Source organism: Brevibacillus sp. RS1.1 (assembly GCF_013284365.1).
GTDB lineage: Bacteria > Bacillota > Bacilli > Brevibacillales > Brevibacillaceae > Brevibacillus > Brevibacillus brevis_D.
In genome coordinates, this window is record NZ_JABSVA010000001.1 from 1 (window position 1) to 26,761 (window position 26,761).

The 26,761-nt window shown below is 49.4% G+C and carries 2 protein-coding genes; both read left to right on the forward strand.

Annotated elements, in window-relative coordinates; all coding sequences use genetic code 11:
* Nucleotides 1-3,511: non-ribosomal peptide synthetase (locus HP570_RS00005; RefSeq protein ID WP_173624507.1), on the forward strand; the 3,511-nt coding region annotated here is incomplete at its 5' end.
* A gap of 4 nt (nt 3,512-3,515) precedes the next feature.
* Nucleotides 3,516-26,729, forward strand: coding sequence for a linear gramicidin non-ribosomal peptide synthetase LgrC (gene lgrC / locus HP570_RS00010; RefSeq protein ID WP_173624508.1), 23,214 nt, complete (start codon nt 3,516-3,518; stop codon nt 26,727-26,729).
* Nucleotides 26,730-26,761: the final 32 nt, after the last annotated feature.

A 26,761-nucleotide genomic window follows, 5' to 3' on the forward strand; every position in this document is an offset into this window, starting at 1 on the left:
CTTCCAGCTAGATTTAGACGAACAGGCTGGCATACGCGTATCGGAATTCGATATGGACAAACACCTCGTCACCGCCAAATATGACCTGACGTTGACGATGGCAGAAAAACAAGACGGATTGATCGCAACATTTGAGTACAATACAGCGCTGTTTGATGAAACGACGATTGTGCGTATGTCACAGCACTTCCATTACTTGCTCGAAGCCATCGTTCAGATGCCGGAGCAGACCATTACCCAATTGCCGCTTTTGCCTCAGGCAGAACGGGAGCAGCTGCTGGTGGAATGGAACGACACCACGACTGCTTACCCACGGGATCAACGCGTGGATCAATTGTTCCAGCAGACCGCGATGCGTTACCCGAATCAAATTGCAGTGGTAGCGGGAGACCAAAGTCTCACATACTCCCAGTTAGAGAAGCGAGCCAACCAAGTGGCCAACTACCTGCAAAAACAAGGCGTTCGCCCTGGTTCACTCGTCGGCATTTGCGTGAATCGTTCGCTTGAAATGCTGATCGGGGTGCTCGGGATTCTCAAAGCTGGTGGAGCTTATGTACCACTCGATTCGGATTATCCGAAAGAACGTCTGGCATACATGATGGACGACGCCCGCGTCACTGTTTTGCTCACACAGGAACAGCTTCTACCGTCACTCCCATCCGGAGAGCATACCGTGATATGTCTGGATTGCGACTGGGTGATGATTGCCGAAGAAAGTGAACAGGCACCTAATATTGACACCACAGCGGAAAGTCTCGCTTACGTGATCTACACCTCAGGCTCTACCGGCTTGCCAAAAGGAACGCTTGTCATCCATCGAGGCATTGTCCGTCTCGTCAAAGAAACCGACTACGTGACGATTACAGAGCAGGACGTTTTCCTGCAAGCGTCCACGGTATCATTCGATGCGGCGACCTTTGAGATTTGGGGCAGCTTGCTGAATGGGGCAAAGCTGGTGCTGATGCCGCCTGATCTGCCTTCCCTGGAAGAGCTGGGACAAGCCATTCAGACGCACAAGGTTACGACGCTGTGGCTGACGGCGGGACTGTTTACACTGATGGTGGATCATCACAAAGAATCGCTGACAGGGGTTCGCCAACTGCTCGTGGGTGGAGATGTCGTCTCGGTTCCTCACGTAAGAAAAGCGTTGGAACTCGAAGGACTCACGATTATCAACGGGTACGGTCCAACGGAGAACACGACATTCACCTGCTGCCATCCAGTCACAGAGTTACCAGAGACGATCAGTTCATTCCCGATTGGCCGTCCGATCAAAAATACGACTGTGTACGTACTGGACGGCAAAATGCAGCCCGTCCCGATTGGTGTAACAGGTGAACTGTACATCGGCGGAGATGGTTTGGCGAATGGATATTTGAATCGCCCTGATTTGACGGAAGAACGCTTTGTACCTAACCTGTTCTCAACCGATCCGCAGGCACGACTTTATCGGACGGGTGACCTGGTTCGTTACCTGCCAGATGGTCTTATCGAATTCATCGGCCGAATCGACAATCAGGTAAAAGTCCGCGGATTCCGCATCGAGCTGAGTGAGGTAGAGTCCGTTTTAGCCAAACACCCTGCTCTAGCCGCATCCGTCGTCATTGTCCGCGAAGATGAACCAGGCAAGAAACAGCTCGTCGCTTATGCGGTCAAGCAAGCTGAGCAAGAGGTTGACACAGCGGAGCTGCGCCAACATTTCAAAACACATGTTCCGGATTATATGGTGCCATCTGCTTTTGTCATGCTGGATGAATTGCCGCTTACGCCAAACGGGAAAGTAGACAGAAAAGCACTTCCAGTCCCTGTCTATGATCGCAGCCACGATGTTGATTCGTTTACAGAGGCTACCAACCTCATCGAACAAAAACTGGTGGAAATATGGTGCGGCGTTCTGCGAATGGATCGCATCGGCATTCACGATAACTTTTTTGAGCTCGGGGGCGACTCGATCCTCAGTATTCAAATCGTCGCACGTGCAAACAAAGCTGGCATTCATCTGACTCCGAAGAATCTTTTTGACCATCAAACGATTGCAGAGTTGGCAAAGGTTGCAGGCCAAAGCACGAAAGTAGAAGCAGAGCAAGGCATGGTAACAGGTGAAGCTCCACTATTGCCGATCCAAAAATGGTTCTTCGAGCAAGAGCAACCAACACCACATCACTGGAACCAATCGATGCTCCTGCAAGTGAACGAACAATTGGACGAAGAGCATCTGGAGCAAGCCATTACCCACCTGCTCGCTCACCACGACGCACTCCGCCTGCGTTATACCTACACAGATGGACAGTGGAGGCAGACACACGCAGAAGTCGAATCGGAAGTTTTGCTCAGCGTGGAGGATCTTAGCATGGTCTCGCCAGCTCAGCACATGAGAAGAATCGAAAAACTTTCACATCAAGCACAAGCGGGCCTTGATTTAGAAAATGGACCTCTTATGAAGATCGTGTACTTCGATCTCGGTTATGATCGACCAGGCCGTTTGCTGATTGTCATTCACCATTTGGCGGTAGACGGGGTATCATGGCGTGTTCTGATCGAAGACTTGCAAACCGCATACAGACAGGCTGCGGATGGAACAGCGGTTCACTTGCCCGCAAAAACAACCTCCTACAAAGCATGGGCAGAAAAAATGATTGAGTACGCATCTTCTGAACGTATTGTCGCTGAAAAGGAGTACTGGGTAGCTGCAGCAGACGAGATGATGTCAACTACAACGCCAATCCATGACAGTGGTTCGAACACAGAAGGGAACTGCCGGACGATTACGATTGCAATGGAGGAGCAAGAGACAGAAACCCTGCTACAAAAAGTACCGTCCCGTTACCGCGCGCAAATCAATGATGTTCTATTAACCGCGTTAGCATTGGCACACGCCAAATGGACGGGAGAACAAGCCCTACTAGTCAACCTAGAAGGTCACGGTCGTGAAGAATTGTTCTCGGAGGTCGATCTCTCCCGAACGGTCGGCTGGTTTACGTCCATGTATCCACTTTTGATTCGACTGGATCAGAACATGTCTCAGGAAGATGCGCTAGTAAGAGTCAAAGAGAAGCTTCAACAAATTCCGAACAAAGGCCTTGGATACGGCATCCTGCGCTATCTGACGAAAGATAATGAGGCGTCCGAAAAGCTAGCGGCTATTCCGCAACCACCGATTAGCTTCAACTATCTAGGACAATTCAATCAGGCGGGAGAAGGAGATTCCCTGTTTGGATTTGCGGAAGGAGAAAGAGGCTCCAACATCAGTCCAGACAACAGAAGGGCTCATCTGATTGATGTGATAGGGGCAGTCACAGGAGGCAAGCTGAACCTAAGCTTCCTCTACAGCGAGTCATTGCATAGCGAAGCGAGCATCGAAACTTTCGCTCGTCATTTCACGGAAATTCTGCGTTCACTGATACAAGCGGAGAAACAAAGCTATAGAGCCGAAGACTTCGAGGATGCAGACTTGAGTCAGTTGGCGTTAAACAAGGTACTCTCCAAGCTGAAGAAAAGAAAGGGGAATTAATCCAATGGGGGATTTTACTGATCTATACACCTTATCCCCGCTGCAAGAAGGGATGTTGTTCCATTCGCTGTACTCTGAGGGTTCAGCCTATATGGTACAGAACATTGCCATTCTTACAGGCGAGCTTGATATCGTCAACTTTGAAAAAGCCTGGAACAAAGTGGTTCAAAGACATTCCATTTTGCGTACTGGATTCCTTTGGGAGGAAGTAGAGAAGCCACTTCAGGTGGTCTTCGAAAGTGTTCCTTTTTCCATACACCAGGAAGACTGGTCACATCGCACTGATAAAGAGCAAAAAACCATGCTGACATCGTTTTTGCAAACAGAAAAAGAGGCGGGCTTCGACTTGAGCGAAGCCCCCCTCATGCGAGTGACGGTCATCAAAAAGGCCAAAGATGTGCACCAGTTCATCTGGACCTTTCATCATTTGCTCTTGGATGGATGGAGCAGCCCCATTCTTTTTCAGGAAGTCCTCGATTTCTATGAGGCGTACTGCCAAGGCAAGGACTTGAGACTTCCACAGCCAAAGCCATTCAAAGATTATATCTCCTGGCTTCGCCGTCAGGACAACAAGGAGTCTGAAAAGTTCTGGCGCGAGTTCCTAGCGTCCGTCGAGGGTCCCACACCTCTTCCCTTTGAATCTTATCCCTTGAGAGGTTCAGAAGAGGAAAAAGGGATTCATGAATCGACTCGAACCTTGACTGATGAAGTCTCGAAAGCTCTCTTAAAATTAGCTCGAACGTATAAGGTAACGATCAACACCATCGTGCAGGGAGCGTGGGCCATTCTCCTCAGCCGTTTGAGCGGGGAAGAAAGCGTGGTATACGGCGTAACCGGTTCCGGGCGCCCGAGCGACCTGCCGGGTGTAGAGCAGATGGTTGGAATGTTTATCAACACATTGCCGATGAAAACGAGAGTCGAGCCTGAGCAAACGTTGGATCAGTGGTTCAAAGCGTTACAGGATCAGCAATCAAAAGTCCGACAATATGAATACTCGCCATTGGTGGATATCCAAGGCTGGACCGATGTACCGCGTGGACTACCACTGTTTGAAAGTATTTTCGTTTTTGAGAACTACCCGCTGGGAGAAGGGGAAGAGAAGGAATTCGGTTTTTCCATCTCCAATGTACAGCACTTCCAAGAGGTGGATAACCCGCTCACGATTGTCGGGGTTCCGGGCGAGCAGTTTAGCATCAAAATGATATACAGGACTGACCGCTTTGAGAAGACGGCAATCGAACGGACACTTGACCAACTGGCATCCATTTTAATGGCCATCGTCGAGAATCCGAAACAACGCCTGTCCTCTATCTCTTTTCTCAGTCAAGAAGAAAGACAACATCTACTAGCCGAGCTAAACGATACGAAGAGCGATTACCCTCGGGAAAAAACCGTTCCCCAGCTGTTTGCCGAAACAGCGGCCCAATACCCGGATCGTATCGCCGTCGTTGCGGGAGAAGAACAGTTGACTTACGCAGAGCTGGAGGTAAAAGCCAATCAGCTTGCCCACTACTTGCAAAAGCAAGGAGTAGTAACAGGTACTTTTGTCGGACTTTGCGTAGAGCGCTCGTTAGATATGCTCGTGGGTATGCTTGGGATTCTCAAAGCAGGTGGAGCGTATGTGCCACTTGACCCTGCGTATCCAGAAGAACGTTTGGCTTTCATGCTGGCAGATGCCCAGATTTCCGTTCTATTGACACAAGATCATTTGGCTAACAAGTGGCAGGGCCAAGAGCTTACCATTCTCAATCTCGACCATGCTGGGGAGAAATGGGCGGAAGAAAGCACACTTGCACCCCAAGTAGATATGACAGCCGATAACCTCGCCTATGTCATTTACACATCGGGTTCAACAGGTACACCAAAAGGAGTGCTAGTCGTTCATCGCGGGATTGTTCGCCTGATCAAAAACACGAACTACGTGACCATTACCGAAGAGGACGTGTTTCTGCAAGCCTCTACCGTATCGTTTGATGCTGCTACCTTTGAAATTTGGGGGGCGTTGTTAAACGGAGCGAAGCTGGTGTTGATGCCGCCACATCAGCCTTCACTCGATGAACTGGGAGAGACGATTCAGAATCACAAGGTGACGACACTTTGGCTAACGGCTGGTCTGTTCACGGTCATGGTTGACCACAAGGTGGAGTACCTGCGTGGCGTGAGCCAACTACTTGTTGGTGGGGATGTTGTCTCTGCATCTCATGTACGGAAGGTACTTTCACTTGGCGGGATCACGGTCATAAACGGCTATGGCCCGACGGAAAACACGACGTTTACTTGCTGCAATCCCGTCACGGAGCTCGCAGAAGGCGTCAACTCCTTCCCGATCGGCCGACCGATCAGCAATACCACGGTGTACGTATTGGACAAACATCAACAGCCTGTCCCTCTGGGTGCAGTCGGTGAATTATATATAGGCGGAGATGGTCTCGCTCTAGGCTATTTGAACAATCCGGAGCTAACCGCAGAACGTTTTGTGGAGAATCCGTTTGATCCACAAGGAGGTTCCCGCCTGTACCGCACTGGTGACTTGGTTCGTTATTTGCCTGATGGCACGCTTGCGTTTATCGGGCGTATCGACAACCAAGTAAAAATCCGCGGCTTCCGGATCGAATTAGGTGAGGTGGAAGCAGCACTCAGCTTGCATCCGTCTGTGAACGAAGTTGTGGTCATGGTCCGTGAGATGAAGTCGGGCGAGAAGCATGTAACGGCGTATTTTACCGTTTCAGGAGACAACACGCTCGAAACTTCTGATTTACGTGCATGGACAAAAACAAAGTTGCCAGAATTTATGAGGCCATCATTTTATATTTTCTTGGATGCGATGCCTTTGACGGCAAATGGTAAAATCGACCGCAAACAATTGCCGGAACCAGAATGGACAAATCCTGCTTCCGACAAAGGCTACATGGAGCCGCGCAATCAGGTAGAAGAGCTGATTGCCAACATTTGGTCGCAGGTGCTCGGAGTCGAAAAAGTAGGGATTCACGATAACTTTTTCGAGCTGGGTGGACATTCACTTTTGGCGACACGAGTCATTTCACGCCTGAGAGAGGCGTTTGGAATAGAGCAAACGGTACGCTCCATTTTTGAACATCCGACCATTGCAGCATGGAGTGAACAAGGAGCAGCCCTTCATTTGGGAGAGAAAGAAGCGATTGGTGGATCGATTCAGCCTGTTTCAAGACAGAACAATCTGCCGTTGTCTTTTGCCCAACAGCGATTGTGGTTCTTTGATCAATTCATGCCAGATAGTCCGATGTACAACATCCCATCTGCCCTTCGTTTGCAAGGCGAACTCGACGTAGTGGCATGGGAGAAGAGTTTACAGGCGATCATTTTGCGTCACGAAAGCTTGCGTACCACGTTCCACGAAATAGAAGGACAATCCATACAAGTGATTCATCCGCAGATCGACTGGAAAATGGACCTTCTGGACTTACGCGACCTACCAGATGAAAAGAAAGAACAAAAGATAGAGCAGTTGGCCGAAGCAGAAGCGGCCCGAGCATTTACTCTCGGACAAGGACCGCTGATACGCGCGACGATGATCCAAGCAGATGATCACGCATATGTCTTCTTGATCAACATGCACCACATCATCTCTGATGGTTGGTCGATGGGCATCTTCTATCGCGAATTGCTTGCCAATTATGAAGCCTTCCGTAAACAAGAAACACTAGAGCTAGCAGAACTACCGATTCAATATGCGGATTTTGCCTCATGGCAGCGTGAATGGCTGGAAGGCGAACGCTTAGAGCAGCAGGTTACTTATTGGAAAGAAAAACTGAGTGGAGCAGAACCGCTTCTAGCACTGCCGACTGACCGTTCGCGCCCCGCTGTGCAGTCCTATAAAGGAGCCATTTACACCAGGACCTTTTCCGCGGACTTGCTTACCAAATTGAAAGTACTTAGCCAGGAGTCCAATTCTACCTTGTTTATGACATTGCTGGCTGCCTTCCAAATCCTTCTATACCGCTATAGTGGTCAAGAAGACATCGTTGTGGGAAGTCCGGTAGCAGGACGCAATCGGCAAGAAACCGAGAATTTGATCGGATTCTTCGTCAACACGTTGGCACTCCGAACCAACGTAACAGGAGAAGTAACCTTTACGGAATTACTGGCACGCGTTCGGGAAACAGCGTTGGAGGCCTATGCACATCAAGATTTACCTTTTGAAAAATTAGTCGATGAGCTACAGCTAGAGCGTAGCCTCAGCTACTCGCAGTTGTTCCAGGTCATGTTTGTCCTGCAAAACTTCCCGCTGGAGGAGGCAGTAACGTCCGGCATTCAGCTCACACCATTGGATTCTGAGCGACATTTGACGACATCCAAGTTTGACCTCACATTGACAATGAGAGAGCAGGCAGACGGACTCGTGGCTTCCTTTGAGTACAGCACAGATTTGTTCGACAGATCGACGATCGAGCGAATGACTGGACATTTGCAAAATCTGCTTGAGGCTATCATCGCCCAACCAGAACAGTCGATTGAAAAACTTGATCTTCTAAGGGAAAGCGAACGAAATAAACAGGTGGTAGAGCTTAACAACACAGCGAGCGAATACCCTCGGGAAAAAACCGTTCCTCAACTGTTTACCGAAACAGCGGCCCAATACCCAGATCGTATCGCCGTCGTGGCGGGAGAAGAGCAGTTGACCTTCGTCGAGCTGGAGGCAAAAGCCAATCAGCTCGCCCACTACTTGCAAAAGCAAGGAGTAGAAACAGGTACTTTTGTCGGGCTTTGCGTAGAGCGTTCGTTAGATATGCTCGTGGGTATGCTCGGGATTCTCAAAGCAGGTGGAGCGTATGTGCCGCTCGACCCTGCGTATCCAGAAGAACGTTTGGCTTTCATGCTGGCAGATGCCCAGATTTCCATTTTATTGACACAGGAGCATTTGGCTAACAAGTGGCAGGGCCAAGAGCTTACCATTCTCAATCTCGACCATGCTGCGGAACAATGGGCGGAAGAAAGCACACTTGCTCCCCATGTAAATATGACAGCCGACAGCCTCGCTTACGTCATTTACACATCGGGTTCGACAGGTACACCAAAAGGAGTGCTAGTCGTTCATCGCGGGATTGTTCGCCTCATCAAAAACACGAACTACGTGACCATCACGGAAGAGGACGTGTTCCTGCAAGCCTCTACCGTATCGTTTGATGCTGCTACCTTTGAAATTTGGGGGGCGTTGTTAAACGGAGCGAAGCTGGTGTTGATGCCGCCACATCAACCTTCACTCGATGAACTGGGAGAGACGATTCAGAATCACAAGGTGACGACACTTTGGCTGACAGCTGGTCTGTTTACGGTCATGGTTGACCACAAGGTGGAGTACTTGCGCGGCGTGCGCCAGCTACTTGTCGGTGGGGATGTTGTCTCTGCATCCCATGTACGCAAGGTACTTTCACTGGGCGGGATCACGGTGATTAACGGATATGGCCCGACGGAAAACACGACGTTTACTTGCTGCAATCCCGTCACGGAGCTTCCAGAAGGCGTCAACTCCTTCCCGATCGGCCGACCGATCAGCAATACCACGGTGTACGTATTGGACAAACATCAACAGCCTGTCCCTCTGGGTGCAGCAGGAGAATTATATATAGGCGGGGATGGCCTCGCTCTAGGCTATTTGAACAATCCGGAGTTAACCGCAGAGCGTTTTGTGGAGAATCCGTTTGATCCACGAGGAGGTTCACGCCTGTACCGTACTGGTGACTTGGTTCGTTATCTACCTGATGGCACGATTGAGTTTATCGGACGTATCGACAACCAAGTAAAAATCCGCGGCTTCCGCATTGAGCTAGGCGAAATCGAGACCGTATTGCAGAGCCACCCGGCTGTAAAAGAAACCGTACTCATGGTGAGAGAGGAAACTCCTGGGGACAAGCGCTTAGCTGCCTACCTCGTTTTTGCAGAAGAAAAAGAGGTTACTCACATCGAGATGCGATCTTATCTCAAGGATAGGTTGCCTGAGTACATGATCCCATCCGCGTTTGTGAATATGGACAGCTTCCCGCTGACACCAAACGGTAAAGTGGATCGGCGGGCACTACCAATCCCTGACTATTCCCGAAATGAGGCGGATAGCGGTTATGTAGCACCTGCAACGGATCTGGAAGTGAAATTGGCGGAAATCTGGAAAAGTGTGCTGGGTGTTGCGAACATCGGCATCTACGACAACTTTTTCGAATTGGGTGGCGACTCCATTCTCAGTATCCAGATCGTCGCGAGAGCCAATCATTCCGGAATTCGCTTCACACCTAAGCAACTTTTTGAGAATCAAACTATTGCAGAATTGCTACGTGTTGTTACTGATTTTAGCCAAGAAACGGATACAACATGGAAAAATGAACAGGGTACTGTTACTGGAAATGTACCGCTCACTCCCATCCAAAAATGGTTCTTTGACTCCAATCAACCGTCGCTGCACCACTGGAATCAGTCGGTACTTCTGACTGTTCAGCAACCAGTAGACCTTGTTGTCCTGGAGCAAACAATTGAGAGCCTGCTGGCCCATCATGATGCGTTGCGTATGCGCTTTTCACACTATGACGGCATGTGGACACAAATGATGGAAGGTCTAGAAGAGAATGCTCCATTCCGTAGCGTGGATCTTTCTCATCTCCCTAAACAGGAACAGGAGTCTAGGCTAGAGGAAATTTCACAAGAAGTACAAGCGAGCCTAAATATCACGGAAGGTCCCATCGTACAGGCTGTGTACTTCAACATGGGCAAAGAGCAAGCTGGCCGACTGCTGCTCGTCATTCACCACTTAGTTGTTGACGGTGTATCGTGGCGTATTTTGCTGGAGGATTTGCAGCATACCTATGATCAAATAGCGAGTGGTCATGACGTACAAATGCCAGCAAAGACGACTTCGTTCAAGATGTGGGCTGAACAATTAGTCGCGTATGCCAATTCAGAAGCCATCCAGCAAGAAAAAGAGTACTGGCTCAAACAAAATCAAGAGGCGAATCCGCTCCCGATTGATCACCTTTATGAACCGAGCCAGAACACAGAAGCGACAACCAAACAAGTAACGTTCTCTTTAGATGCAGAAGAAACCCGTGCTCTGTTGCAGGAAACACTTTCTCCTTACCGCTTGAAAATAAACGATGTCTTACTCGCTGCCTTAACAAAAGCAATGCATCGCTGGACAGGAAAACAGACGTTATCTTTCCATCTCGAGGGGCATGGACGCGAAGATATTTTGGAAGGAGCAGATTTATCCCGCACCGTTGGCTGGTTTACGAGTATGTATCCTGTACATCTTACACTTGACCAGACAAAAACGTGGAGTGAACTGCTGAAAGCGGTCAAAGAACAGCTTCGAGCCATTCCGCAAAATGGAGTTGGCTATGGTATCCTGCACTACTTACGTCAGGATGACGAACTGAAAGAGCAGTTGAAGTCTCGAATGAAACCAGAGATCAGCTTCAACTACCTCGGCCAGTTTGATCAAGTCGTCTCGTCTAATGCTAAATTTGGCATGGCTGCTGAATCGAGAGGCTCGAATCTTGCACCTGATTCCATTCGCGGGCATTTAATCGATGTAAACAGCGTCATTTCCGGAGAACAACTGCATGTCACTTGGTTTTACAACGAAAACATCCACGAGAAAACTACGATGGAAGCAGTTGCTCGTGATTATATGGACGCCTTGCGTGAGATTATGGCACATTGCGGCTCCGAAGAAGCAGGGGGTTATACTCCTTCTGACTTCCCGTTATCCCGTCTGGATCAGCGTACAATCGACACATATGTGGGTAGAGATCGTTCCATCGAGAACATCTATCCACTGACGCCGTTGCAGGAAGGCATGCTTTTCCATTCCCTGTACGAACAAGAGGGCGGAGACTATGTGGTTCAGTTCTCCATGACGATCCATCATTTGCACGTCGATGCACTCCAACAAGCATGGCAAAAAGTCATCGATCGTCATTCCATTCTGCGTACCTCGTTTATCTGGGATGGAGTAGTTAATCCGCATCAAATTGTCCGCAAGCACGTACGGGTGACAGTTGATGAAAGAGATCTGCGACATTTACCGACGGATAAACAGAAAGCAGCGCTAGACGAATTTTTGGAAGAGGATCGGAAGCGGAACTTCTCCATTACAGAACCACCTCTCATGCGTTTGACTTTGTTTAGGATTAGCAACGAAGCGTATCGCTTTATCTGGAGCTTCCACCACGTATTGCTGGACGGTTGGAGCTTGCCGCTCGTCTTAAAAGACTGGTTTGCCGCTTATCTAGCGCTGGCAGATGGAAAAGACATTCAGCTTGGGGCTGTACAGCCATTTTCCCAGTATGTAGCGTGGATTCAGCGCCAAGACCTGCAAGCTGCGGAACATTTCTGGCGCAACCATTTGAAGGGGATATACGGGCCGACACAAATCAATCTCGGACAAGCTCATCAATCCATGGGTGAACCAAAAACCTACGACGAGCGCATTATCCGATTCTCGGCCGAGTTTACCGAACAGCTGCAATCCTTTGCCCGTCAGCATCAGGTAACGCTGAATACCTTTATACAAAGTGCGTGGGGCATGATCCTTGGAGCTTACAGTGGGGAAGCAGATGTCGTATTCGGGGCAACTGGTTCAGGACGTCCAGCCGATTTGCATGGCGTAGAAAATATGGTGGGTCTGTTCATCAATACGCTCCCGGTTCGAATCACAATCGATCCAAGCAAAACCGTTCGGGTATGGCTGCGCGAATTGCAAGAAATGCAATTGGAGATTCGCCAATATGAGTACACGCCGCTGGTTGACATCCAGAGCTGGAGCGAATTCGAGCGCAACACCTCTCTGTTCGAAAGTATTTTTATCTTTGAGAACTACCCGATCGATGAGTCTGTGAAAGAAGCGGACAGCAGTATTCAGATTTCTGATGTAGACTCTGCGGAGCAAACAAACTATCCACTTACCGTAGTATGTGGGCCTGGCAAAGAATTTGTCCTCAAAATCGTTTTTGATCAAAACCGATTCGATCATGTACGGATTGAACGTGTGCTAGAGCAAATGACGCTGCTGCTCCAATCGATGATAGCAAATCCTGATCAACCTCTGGCTAATGTGTGCATGATCAGCGAAAGCGAACAAGAGCAGGTTTTGGTCGAGTGGAACGATACGAAGGTCGATTATCCAACCGGGCTTTGCATTCATCAAGCATTTGAACAACAAGTACAAAAGACACCAGATGCGATCGGACTCATGTACAAAGAGATGGAAATGACGTATGCCGAGCTGAATCAGCGAGCGAACCAATTGGCGCATCATCTCCTTGCCCAAGGTGTGAAACCAGATACACTCGTCGGGATTTGCATCGAGCGCTCTCCTGAGATGATCGTCGGGATTCTCGGTGTGATGAAAGCAGGTGCCGCTTATGTTCCAATCGATCCGGCACATCCGCTAGAGCGTATTGCCTACATGATCGAGGATTCGCAGGCTAACATCGTATTGACTCAGCAATCTCTGGCAAACCAATTGCTTACAACGAAGGCCCAGGTAATTTGCCTGGATAGTAATGCGCTGGAAAATGAACCTGTTCATGATGTGATGTGCGAGATTACCGAACAAAATCTTGCCTATGTCATTTACACATCTGGTTCCACTGGGTTGCCCAAAGGCGTGATGGTCGAACACCAAAGTGCAATGAATATGGCTCATTACCTGATTGAGTTGTTCCAAGTCCAGCCTTCTAGCCGCGTCTTGCAGTTATGTTCGTTTAGCTTCGACGTATCTGTCGCTGAGATCGTCATGGCTTTGATTTCGGGTGCGACCCTAGTCATTGAGGATCGGGAAATGCTCATGCCAGGTCCTGAACTCATCACGGTCTTGCAAGAAAAACAAATCACGACTGTGATGACAGTGCCCGCTGTGCTTGCGGCATTACCAGACGCCGACCTACCTGATCTGAAGACACTCGTGATCGGTGGCGAAGCACCAAGCTATGAGCTCATCACTCGCTATGCAAATCATCGTCAATTTTTCAATTGCTACGGTCCAACGGAGGCAACCGTTTGCACCACGCTGATGCTTATGGATACGAATCTGGCGAACACGCCAATTGGCCGTCCTATCGCCAACGCGACCATCTACGTATTAGATGCCAATCTGAAGCCGGTCCCTATTGGCGTACCAGGTGAGCTATACATTGGTGGAAAAGGCTTGGCACGTGGTTACTGGAATCGTCCAGAGCTTACGGCGGAACGCTTCATCACTCATCCGTTTGGAGCGGAAGGCGAACGACTTTATCGCACAGGAGATCAGGTGCGCTATCTGCAAGACGGTAACCTTGAATTCCTTGGTCGTATCGATAATCAGGTGAAAATTCGCGGCTTCCGCATCGAATTAGGCGAAATCGAAAACGCATTGAGAAAGCACGATGCGATTCGGGAAGCTGTCATTACCGTACGAGACAATCGTTTGGCCGCTTATCTGATTGCAATGGGTGAAGAGAAGCCAGCCACAGAGGAGCTCGCTCTTTATCTGAAAGAAACATTGCCAGATTACATGATTCCAGCAGGCATGGTCTGGATGGAGGCGATTCCGCTTACGGTCAACGGAAAGGTAGACCACCGGGCACTGCCCACACCGAATTGGGGACTTTTGACCACACAACAGGAGTATGTCGCACCTCGCACACCAACAGAAGAAATAGTGGCGAACATTTGGACACAGGTGCTTTCTGTTGAGCAAGTCGGAATTCACGACGATTTCTTTGCACGAGGGGGACATTCCCTCTTAGCTACCCAAGCGATTTCCCGTATGCGTCAAGCTTTTGGCGTAAACATGCCGCTTCGTACGCTGTTTGATTATCCGACAACGGCAGCGATTAGCGAAAAAATAACGGCATTGTTACAAGGGGAAGCCGGTCTCACTGACATCCCGCTCGTGCCCGTGTCGCGTGACGAACACTTGCCGCTATCATTTGCACAACAACGTTTGTGGTTCTTGGACAAGCTGTTGCCAGACAGTTCCGTCTACAACATCCCAACAGCTGTTCGTCTGATGGGTGAGCTGGACGTCGAGGCGTGGGAACGCAGTCTGAAGCAGATCATCCAACGTCATGAGAGCTTGCGTACAACTTTCTCCGATAGCAATGGGGAAGCCGTTCAAGTCATTCACCCGCAGATTGAGTGGAACATGGAACGAATCGACTTACGGGACTGGAACGAAGAGGAGCGAGAAGGGGAAGTATTGCGTCTCGCCATAGAAGATGCTGAACATTCGTTTCATCTCAATCAAGGGCCGTTATTGCGTGCAAAACTGATTTGCATGGATGAACAAGCGTATGTATTTTTGCTCAATTTTCACCACATCATTGCGGATGGCTGGTCCATGAGTGTATTCATGGGTGAGTTAGTCTCCATCTACGAAGCGTTATCTGCTGGAGAAACGCCACAGCTTGCGGAAATGCCGCTGCAATATGCAGACTATGCCACATGGCAACGCAATTGGTTGCAAGGTGAGGTATTAGAGCAACAATTGGACTACTGGAAAAAACAATTAGGCGATGCAGAACCACTTCTGAGATTGCCGACAGATCGTCCACGCCCTGCTGTTCAGAGCCATAAAGGGGCGATGCATACGATTAAGCTCCCAGAAAAACTGCTTGCCGATCTAAAAGCGCTCAGCCGTGAAGAGGGATCGACCTTATTCATGACCTTGCTAGCTGCCTTTCAGACCCTGCTCTATCGCTACAGTGGTCAAAAAGACATCCTCGTCGGAAGTCCGGTCGCAGGACGAAATAGACAGGAGCTGGAGTCACTTATTGGTTTCTTCATTAACACCTTGGTAATGCGTACGGACATGTCTGGAGAACCAACCTTCCGAGACTTGCTAGCAAAAGTACGTGAGACCGCACTGGAGGCTTATGCGCATCAAGACCTGCCATTTGAAAAACTGGTAGATGAGCTGGAGCTGGAACGAAGCCTAAGCTACTCACCGTTGTTCCAAGTGATGTTTGTCCTGCAAAACATCCCGATGGAAGTACAAGAATTGTCCCAGATTCGCATCGAACCTTTCCACCGAGGTCAGGAGGGCGTAAGCGCCAAATTTGACATCACCTTGACCACCGTAGAGGCACCAGATGGACTAATCGCAACGTTCGAGTACAATACCGATCTTTTTGATCCAGCAACGATCGAGCGCATGGGGAACCATTTCGCCAACCTGCTAGAGGCGATTTCGGTAAATCCGATGCAACCAGTCACAGACATCCCTCTCCTGTGCGATAGGGAAAGGGAGCAGCTTCTCCATCAATGGAATGATACAAATGTACCTTTTGAACGTGAAACATGCGTGCATGAAATTGTTGCACGGATAGCACAAGAGTTGCCAAATCAATTAGCCGTTGTTTCCGAAGAAGGGCAGATCACCTATGCAGAACTAGATGCCAAAGCGAATCAGGTAGCGAACTACCTGCAAAAACAGGGAGTATCCTCCGAAACACTTGTCGGTATCTGCGTAGAACGTTCCATCGATATGCTCATCGGTCAACTGGGAATCCTCAAAGCTGGCGGTGCATATGTCCCAATGGACACAGCGTATCCACAAGAGCGTCTTGCTTTCATGATGAAAGATGCCAATATGCCAGTTGTAGTAACCCAAGAACGACTGTTAGGGCGATTGCCAGAAGGAACTGCATCATTCATCTGCTTGGATCGTGATTGGCATATCATTTCGGAAGAGAGCAGTGAAGCACCGATCGTGGCAATGACAACAGAGAATCTGGCGTATGTCATCTATACGTCTGGCTCTACTGGAACGCCAAAAGGGGTAGAGATCGAACATGCCGCCTTGTTAAATCTGATTTGCTGGCACCAGCGGTCGTACAGCGTAGATTCAAATGATCGAGCTTCACAAATCGCAGGGACAGCCTTTGATGCATCTGTTTGGGAAATCTGGCCATACCTGACAAAGGGAGCAACACTTTATCTCCCATCAGAAGATATTCGTCTGGTGCCAGAGGAACTAAGAGATTGGCTTGTTGCATCGGGTATTACGATTAGCTTTTTGCCAACGCCTTTGGCGGAAAGGCTGCTTACCTTGGAATGGCCTATCGACACGAAGCTGCGGTATATGCTCACAGGGGGCGACAAGCTACACGATTACCCACTAGCAACCATGCCGTTTACTCTTGTAAACCAATACGGTCCAACCGAAAACGCGGTTGTTGCCACAGCAGGCGTCGTTCCACCAGAAGCTGCTCATGTTTTCGCACCATCAATCGGACGTCCAATAGACAATGTGCAGGTATACGTCCTGGATGAAAAGCGAAATCCTGTGCCGATTGGTGTAGCTGGAGAGCTCTATATCGCGGGAGACAGCTTGGCACGGGGCTATCTGAAGCGTCCTGATCTAACCAAAGAGCGGTTCGTAGCCAATCCATACTCACAAAAACCGGGAGCACGCATGTACCGAACGGGAGATCTGGTTCGTTACCTGCCAGATGGAAGCATAGATTTCATTGGTCGCGCAGATGATCAGGTGAGCATCCGAGGATTCCGGGTCGAACTGGGCGAAATTGAAACCGCTCTGTACACGCATCCGGCGGTAAAAGAAACCATCGTCCTCGTACGTGAGGATATGCCGGGCGTAAAACGACTCGCTGCCTACGTCGTACTCAGAGAGAGACAAGAGATTCAAGCAAGTGAATTCCGTAGCTATCTAAAGGAAAAGCTTCCTGAGTACATGGTACCAGCTGCATTTGTCGTCATGGATAACCTGCCGCTGACGCCAAACGGTAAGGTAGACCGACAGGCATTGCCTATACCTGATTTCTTACACAATGATACAGAAGGCAGTTTTGCTGCTCCGACAACTGCTATTGAGGCTACGCTTGCAGATATATGGAAAAAAGTCCTAGGCATTGACAATGTTGGTATCTATGACAACTTTTTCGAGCTTGGTGGAGACTCCATTTTGAGTATCCAAATTGTTTCTCGAGCCAATCAGGCTGGAATTCGTTTGACACCGAAACAGCTCTTGAGAAATCAAACCATCGCGGAACTGGCAAGTGTCGTGACAACGACTGACGGCATACAAACAGGAAAAGTCCAAGCAGAACAAGGAATCTTGACGGGAGAGGTGCCGCTCACGCCAATTCAATCGTGGTTCTTCACGACTGAACAACCGTCGATCCATCATTGGAACCAATCCTTGCTTTTGACCGTGCAACAACCCGTTGACTTGACCGTTCTAGAGCGTATCATCGAGAGTCTGCTCTCGCATCATGACGCATTACGTATGCGTTATACCCAGTCGGAGCAAGGCTGGACCCAACATATGGAGGGACTTCCTGAGACCATTCCATTTCGTAGCGTGGACCTGTCCGCTGTTCTTGAAGAAGAACAAGCCGATCGTCTGGAGCAAATCGCAAACGAGGTGCAATCAAGTCTACATGTAAGTGAGGGACCCGTTTTCCAAGCCGTGTACTTCCATCTTGGAGCGGACCTACCTGGCCGTCTGCTGATTGTTGCCCACCATCTGGTGATTGACGGTGTGTCCTGGCGCATTTTGCTAGAGGATCTGCAAGCTGCTTACGAGCAACTGGTAAACGATGAGCCGATACAGTTCCCAGCGAAAACGACTTCATTCAAGTCGTGGGCAGAGCAATTGCAATCCTATGCGAATTCCGAAGTGATCGAGCCGGAAAAAGCTTTCTGGCTGGGCCAAAGTGATGAAGTGAGTCCACTTCCCATTGACCGTGCTTTCGAGCCAAGCCAAAACACAGATGCAACCTCCAAGCAAGTCAGTCTTGCACTTACTAGTGAAGAAACTCGCGCGTTGTTGCAGGATACGCTTTCGCCTTACCGTCTACAAATCAATGATGTATTGCTTACCGCTTTAACCAAAGCAATGAATCGTTGGACAGGTGAAAAGAGAGTAGCCGTTCATCTGGAAGGGCACGGACGTGAGGAAATTATTGAAGGAGCAGACTTATCCCGTACCGTCGGCTGGTTTACGAGCATGTACCCGGTACAGCTTTCAATTGATCCGTCGAAGCCGTGGGGTGACGCTTTGAAAGCGGTCAAGGAACAGCTTCGTCGCATTCCGATGAAAGGTGTCGGCTACGGCATCCTTCAATACCTCAGTCAGGATGAGGAGTTGAAAAAACGTCTAAGTGAAAAGCCGAAGCCAGAAATCAGCTTCAACTACCTCGGCCAGTTTGATCAGATGGTTCAAGCCGAATCGAGATTTGGCATGGCGCAAGAATCAAGAGGCTCCAATCTGGGGAAAGACACAATACGCCAGCACCTGATTGATGTAAACAGTGTCATAACCGGGGAACAACTCCATGTTACGTGGATCTATAGCGAAAACATTCACGAGGAAAGCACGATTCAAGAGCTTGCTTGCAACTATCTGGAAGCTTTACGCGAGATCATTGCACACTGCCAATCTGAAGAAGCAGGCGGCTATACGCCATCTGACTTCCCACTTGCGCGAATGGATCAACGGGCTATCGACAAGCATCTGGGACAGGATCGCTTGATCGAGAACGTTTATCCACTCAGTCCTTTGCAAGGTGGCATGCTGTTCCACTCCCTGTACGAGCAAGAGGGAGGAGACTATATTGTTCACTTCGCTATGACGATGGAGGGCTTGCACGTTGAAGCGTTTGAACAGGCGTGGCAAAAAGTAGTGGATCGCCATCCGATTCTACGTACCTACTTTGTTTGGGAAGGTTTAGAGGCTCATCAAATTGTACGCAAACAAGTAAAAGCAACTGTAGAAAAAATCGATCTTCGTCATTTAACAACGGAGCAGCAAAAAACGGAACTGGCTGACTATCTAGAAGCTGACCGCAGACGAAATTTCGAGATTGCGTCACCACCACTCATGCGTTGGACGCTGTTCCACTTGCGTGAGGGAATCTATCGCTTCACTTGGAGCTTCCACCATGTATTGCTTGATGGTTGGAGCGTCCCGATTGTACTAAAAGACTGGTTTAGTGCTTATGTGTCCATAGCAGAAGATAAAGAGGTTTCGTACAGCTTCGTCCAACCGTTCTCTGCGTACATCGATTGGGTACAACGCCAAGACTTGAGTACTGCCGAACATTTTTGGCGTGAACAGCTTAAAGGCTTCCACGAGTCGACACCATTAGCGATGAGTAACCAATCAGGCGGCAGGGATCATATGCCGAAAGTGTACGAAGAGAAAGAAATTCGCTTATCGGCGGAAATGACTTCACGATTGCAAGCCTTTGTCCGTACACATCAGTTGACCTTGAATACGCTTGTCCAAGGAGCATGGGCTCTCATCCTGAGCCGATACAGCGCAACGGATGATGTCGTCTTCGGTGCAACCGTTTCCGGTCGCCCGGCTGATCTGCCTACCGTAGAGGGCATGGTAGGTCTCTTCATCAACACCCTGCCGATTCGGGTTTGGATCGATGCGAACAAATCGGTGCGGGAATGGCTTTGCGAGATTCAAGAACATCAAGTGGAGCTTCGCCAGTTTGAGTACACGCCATTGGTTGACATCCAAGGCTGGAGTGAAATGGCGCGTAATACTGCCCTGTTCGAGAGCATCTTCATTTTCGAGAACTACCCGATTGGTGAATCGGTAAAAGCTGAACAGAATCAGCTGCAATTATCTGACGTGGAGACGATGGAACAAACGAATTATCCAATCACCGTCGTCTGCGGTCCGGGTAAAGAGTTCATCCTCAAGATCAAATACGACCAGAGCCGATTCGCATCTGAAAATATGGAACGTGTTCTGCACCAGATGTCTTACTTGCTCGAATCCATGATGGCAAAACCTGAACAGTGCCTCGCAGAGGTGTCGATGATTAGTGAAAGCGAGCTCCAGCAGGTAGTAGTCGAATGGAATGACACGCGCGTGGATTATCCGGCGCAGCTTTGCATCCATCAAGCATTTGAGAGACAAGTGGAAAAGACACCTGATGCGATTGCACTCGTCTACAAGAAGAGGGAGTTGACCTATGCCGAGCTGAACAACCGTGCAAACCAGTTGGCACACAGGCTGATTGCATCGGGTGTACAACCGGATAAGCTAGTTGGCATTTGCGTCGAGCGTTCTTTCGAGATGATCATCGCTTTCCTCGGTGTGATGAAAGCTGGTGCTGCTTATGTACCTATTGATCCGGCGCATCCGCAAGATCGCATTGCCTACATGATCGAAGATTCGCAAGCGAACATTTTGTTGACGCAAGAATCGCTGAAAGACATGCTACCAGTTCCTTCTATACAGGTCATTTGCCTCGATAGCGATGAACTGGCAAATGAGTCTACCACAAACGTGGATAGCAACGTGAATGAGCATCATCTCGCTTACGTCATCTATACGTCTGGATCAACCGGATTACCGAAAGGGGTAATGGTCGAGCACCATTCCGTTGTCAATTTGACACATGCCCTGATCCATTCGTTCCAAATCGATGCGACGAGCCGAGTTTTGCAATTCACATCCTTTAGCTTTGATGTTTCAGTCTCCGAGATCGCTATGACCCTGCTGGCTGGTGCCACGCTCGTCATGGAGGATCGTGAATTACTTTTACCTGGTCCGGAATTGATCCAAGTCCTACAGGAACAGCGCATCACGACCGTGACAATGGCTTCTTCTGTGGCATCAGCCTTGCCACAAGCGGATTTGCCAGACCTGAAGACGCTGATTGTCGGTGGGGAAGCGTTAAGTCGTGAGCTTGTTGCCCGTCATGCCACGGATCGCCAGTTCTTTAACTGCTACGGACCAACGGAAACAACCGTCACTGCTACTCTCACACGTTGTGAGAATAACGGCCAAAATCCAACAATCGGCCGACCAATCGCTAATGTGGAAGTGTATGTACTGGATGCATATCTGCAACCTGTGGCAATAGGTGTACCAGGAGAGCTATACATCGGCGGAAAAGGAATAGCCAGAGGGTACTGGAATCGTCCTGAGCTTACGGAAGAACGCTTTATCAATCATCCGTTTGGCAAGGAAGGAGAACGCCTCTACCGGACTGGCGACCTGGTTCGCTATACGGAAGACGGGCAGCTCGAATTCCTCGGACGAATCGACGACCAAGTCAAAATTCGCGGATATCGAATCGAGCTGGGCGAAATCGAGAATAGACTCAGACAGCATCCAGCCGTTCAGAATGTCGTCGTTATTGCGCGTGAGGATCGAGAAGGAGACAAGCGTTTGGCGGCTTACCTCGTTGCAGCAAGCGAACAACAACCGGGTGATGCTGAGCTTATCCACTACCTGAAAGAGACCTTACCAGAATACATGGTTCCTTCAGGTTACGTATGGATGGCAGAGATTCCACTCACGGTCAACGGGAAAGTAAATCGCCGCGCTCTTCCAGTACCGGATTGGGGACAAGGGGAGACAGAGAAGGAATATGTGGCACCACGTACACCAACCGAGGAAATCGTTGCCCATATTTGGTCACAGGTTCTTTCCGTTGAGGGAATAGGAATCCACGATGACTTCTTTCAACTGGGTGGACATTCGCTCTTGGCTACCCAAACCGTTTCCCGCTTAAAAGAAGCATTTGGTGTGGAAGTACCGCTCCGTGCCTTGTTCGAAAACCCTAGCGTGGCACAAATGAGCGAAAAGTTAACGGGTCTACTGGAAGCCAAATCGAATGTTGCCAGCATTCCACTCGCACCCGTTTCTCGCGACCAGCATCTACCGCTCTCCTTTGCACAGCAACGCTTGTGGTTCTTGGATCGCTTAATGCCGGACAGCGCCTTGTACAACATCCCGTCTGCCATGCGGATGCAAGGACACCTCAATATTCGTGCATGGGAACGCAGTCTGCAGATGATTATCGAGCGACACGAGAGCTTGCGAACAACCTTCACTGACATCAACGGGGAAGCGATACAAGTCATTCATCCAGAAATCGCGTGGAGCCTGGGCAAGATTGATTTGCGTGAGCTACCAGAAGAAGAGCGTGACACCCAGGTACATCGCCTGGAGAGAGAAGAGGCAGCCAAGCCATTTGACCTACGTACAGGACCGTTACTGCGGGCCACGATCATCCAGATTGGCGAAGAGAATTTTGTCTTCCTGCTAAACATGCACCATATCGTATCTGACGGCTGGTCGATGAACATTTTCATACGAGAGCTGGTTACGATCTATGAAGCGCTTTGCAAGGAAGAGACGCCACAACTCACGGACATGCCACTACAGTATGCAGATTTTGCAGCTTGGCAGCGTGAATGGCTACAAGGTGAGGCGTTGGAGCAACAGCTCGCATACTGGAAAGCAAAACTGAGTGGTAGTGAGCCGCTATTGGCCCTACCGACAGATCGTCCGCGTCCACCTGTACAGACCTATAATGGAGCCTTATACACAACGAGCTTCCCAATTGAGCTTGTGGAAAAATTACACGCGCTCAGCAGACAAGAAGGCGCCACGCTCTTTATGACCTTGCTCGCTGCCTTCCAAATCCTGCTTCATCGTTACAGCGGTCAAGACGACATTATCGTCGGTAGTCCGGTTGCTGGACGCAATAGACAAGAAACGGAATCATTAATTGGCTTCTTCATCAACACGTTGGCGATGAGAACCGTTATGTCTGGCGCTCCAACCTTCCGTGAACTACTTGCAAGAGTGCGCGAGTCTGCACTGGAAGCGTATACCCATCAAGACCTGCCCTTTGAAAAGTTAATAGATGAGCTGGAGTTGGAACGTAGCCTAAGCTATTCGCCACTCTACCAAGTCATGTTCGCTCTGCAAAACTTCGAAATGCAGACGCATGAACTGGAGGGCATTCAGATTGCACCGTTTGAAAGCCAAAACCAAGAAGTGATGTCCAAATACGACATCAGCTTGACTATGGCAGAAACGCCAAACGGCTTGATCGCTACGTTTGATTACAATACAGATTTGTTCGACCAAACAACGATGGAGCGAATGGTGAATCATTTCCATCATGTACTAGAGGGAATCGTCGCCCAACCTGATCGATCGATCATGGCGCTACCATTGCTACGTCCGGATGAACGTGAACAGCTGATACTTGGGTGGAACAACACAGCTGCAACTTACACGTATGAAAAGACAGTACATGAGCTAGTCGCCGAAATGACAAGGAAAATGCCGAATCAACTGGCAGTCGTTTCCAAGGAAGGCTCGCTCACCTACGCAGAGCTGAATTCGAAAGCGAATCAACTGGCGAACTACTTACAACAACAGGGGATTACGTCAGAGACTCTCGTTGGTATTTGTGTCGAACGTTCCGTCGAGATGCTGATCGGCCAATTAGGGATTCTCAAAGCAGGCGGTGCGTTTGTTCCGATGGATCCATCTTATCCAAAGGAACGCCTTGCCTTCATGATGGATGACACGAACATGCCGATCGTCTTGACCCAAGAACGCTTGCTGGAAGCATTGCCAACAGGTGATGCAACGTTTATTTGTCTCGATATCGATTGGGATTTGATTGCCAGTGAGAGCACGGCATCACCCGAAATCACGACGACAACGAACAATCTCGCTTATGTCATTTACACGTCTGGTTCTACCGGAACACCAAAAGGAGTGGAAATCGAGCAACGTGCTCTATTGAATCTCATCAATTGGCACCAGAACGCTTACAATGTCACGCCAGAAGATAAAGCATCACAAATCGCCGGAACAGCCTTCGACGCCGCTGTCTGGGAAATCTGGCCTTATTTGACGGCTGGAGCCACATTGTATCTGCCACAAGAAGAGATTCGTCTGGTACCGGAAAAACTGCGCGATTGGCTCGTCGACTCAAGAATCACAATCAGCTTCCTGCCAACGCCATTAGCAGAGAGCTTGCTATCTATTGAATGGCCGTCCGATGCAGATTTGCGCTACATGCTAACAGGCGGTGACAAGCTGCATCACTATCCATCGGCACAGCTGCCATTTACATTGGTAAATCAGTATGGGCCAACGGAAAATGCCGTCGTAGCTACAGCCGGCATCGTTCCTGTACAAGCTGGTCAGATCGCAGCCCCAACAATCGGACGCCCAATCGACAATGTGCAAGTATACGTTCTTGATGCAAATCTGCAACCTGTGCCGATCGGTGTTGCAGGCGAACTGTACATTGCAGGGAACAGCTTGGCTCGCGGGTATCTAAAACGTCCTGATCTGACCCAAGAACGCTTTGTCGAAAATCCGTTCGCGCACATTCGAGGGGCAAAAATGTACCGCACAGGAGATCTTGTCCGGTACCTGCCGGACGGCAACATCGAGTTTATCGGTCGTGCCGACGATCAGGTGAGTATCCGTGGGTTCCGTGTCGAGTTGGGCGAGATTGAAACCGCCCTGTACACGCACCCTTCTGTTAAAGAAACGATCGTCCTTGCCCGTGAAGACATGCCGGGTGTGAAACGACTGGCCGCGTATGTCGTGCTAGAAGAAGGGGAAGAGGACCAAGCGGGTAACTACGACAGCTACCTGAAAGAACTATTGCCGGAGTACATGGTGCCGTCCGCATTCGTAATCATGGATGCTCTGCCACTCACTCCAAATGGCAAAGTAGATCGTCGTGCATTACCTATACCAGAGTACAGAGTGAGTAATGGAGAATTCGTTGCTCCGGAGACGTTTGTCGAGCGAGTATTGGCAGAGATATGGAAAAAGGTTCTAGGAGTAGAGCAAGTCGGAATTCACGATAACTTCTTCGAACTCGGTGGTGATTCGATTCTGAGCATTCAGATCGTGGCCCGCGCAGCCCAATCTGGAATTCGCTTGTCACCGAAGCTCTTGTTCGAAAATCAGTCGATTGCCGAGTTGACACAAGCGCTCGGGGAGTCGGTTAACATTTTCGCCGAACAAGGCATTGTCACTGGGGAAGTGCCACTCCTGCCGATTCAACGCTGGTTCTTCGAGCAAAAATTGGCAGACCGCAACCACTGGAACCAATCTGTCCTTTTAACTGTCAAACCGATCGATCCAGAAATTTTGAGACAAGCTTTCTATCACTTGCTCGGACATCATGATGCCCTCCGCCTCCGTTTCTACCATCAGGATGGAAAATGGAAGCAAATCAACGAGGAATGGACAGATATCATTCCATTTACCGTAGAGGAATTGGGTCATTTGCCGCATGAAGAGCAAGTCAAGCGAATCGGGGAAATCTCTGAGGAAGCTCAGGCAAGCCTGCATCTCTCGGAAGGTCCGTTGCTCCGTGCCGTCTACTTCGATTTGGGCAGTGAACAGGAAGGCCGCTTGCTTATCGTCATTCACCACTTGGCAGTCGATGGTGTGTCTTGGCGCATCATCACGGAAGACTTAAATAAGGCCAGCACCCAACTGCTACAAGGCAAACAGGTGCAACTACCGCCAAAAACCAGCTCCTACAAGTATTGGGCTGAAAAATTGACGGAGTACGCACAATCAGACAGCCTGCGAGAGGAAGCCGATTATTGGTTAAGCAGCCTCGATACAGAAGTAAACGCTCTGCCAAAAGATTATGAGAACGGAAAGAACCGAGAGCTTACTGCCAAGATGGTTTCGGTTGCCCTTACGCAGGAAGAAACCAAAGTGCTCTTACAGGAATTGCCTTCGATCTACCAAACGCAGATCAATGACGTCTTGCTCACTGCATTGGCAGAAGCAATCTTCGTTTGGACCGGAAATCAAACCTCCCTCGTCCATTTGGAAGGGCACGGACGTGAAGAGCTTTTCGATGATGTCGATCTTTCCCGTACCTTGGGGTGGTTCACGAGCATGTATACCATCCTCTTGGATACAAGGGAAACTACCTCGCTCAAAGAAGCGCTACAAACGACCAAAGAACAGCTGCGTAGCATTCCGAACAAGGGGATCGGCTATGGCGTTCTCCGTTACCTGAACGAGGAAATGACGGAAACGTTCAAGTCTTTGCCAAAAGCGGAGATTAGCTTCAACTATCTCGGTCAGCTTGATCAGTCAGTTGATGACACAGAATCCCTGTTTGGCTTCGCAAACGAAGCGAGAGGCGACAACTTCAACCGTAACTCAGAACGCCAGCACCTACTGGATTTCGGTAGCTCTGTCGTTGGGGGACAATTGATTGTAACGATCGCCTTCAGTGAAGAGATTTATCGCAAAGAAACTGTCAAAGATTTAGCGGAATACTATGTAAATGCGCTACGACAATTGATCGAGCTAGGTCAGACGGAAACGACCGCAACATCAACAACAAGTGATCTGTCCGAATTCGGTTGGGATGATGAAGAGATTGCCGACCTACTTGATCTCATTCAAGACAAGTAATGAATCAAAACTGCATAGAGGCGTCAACCACG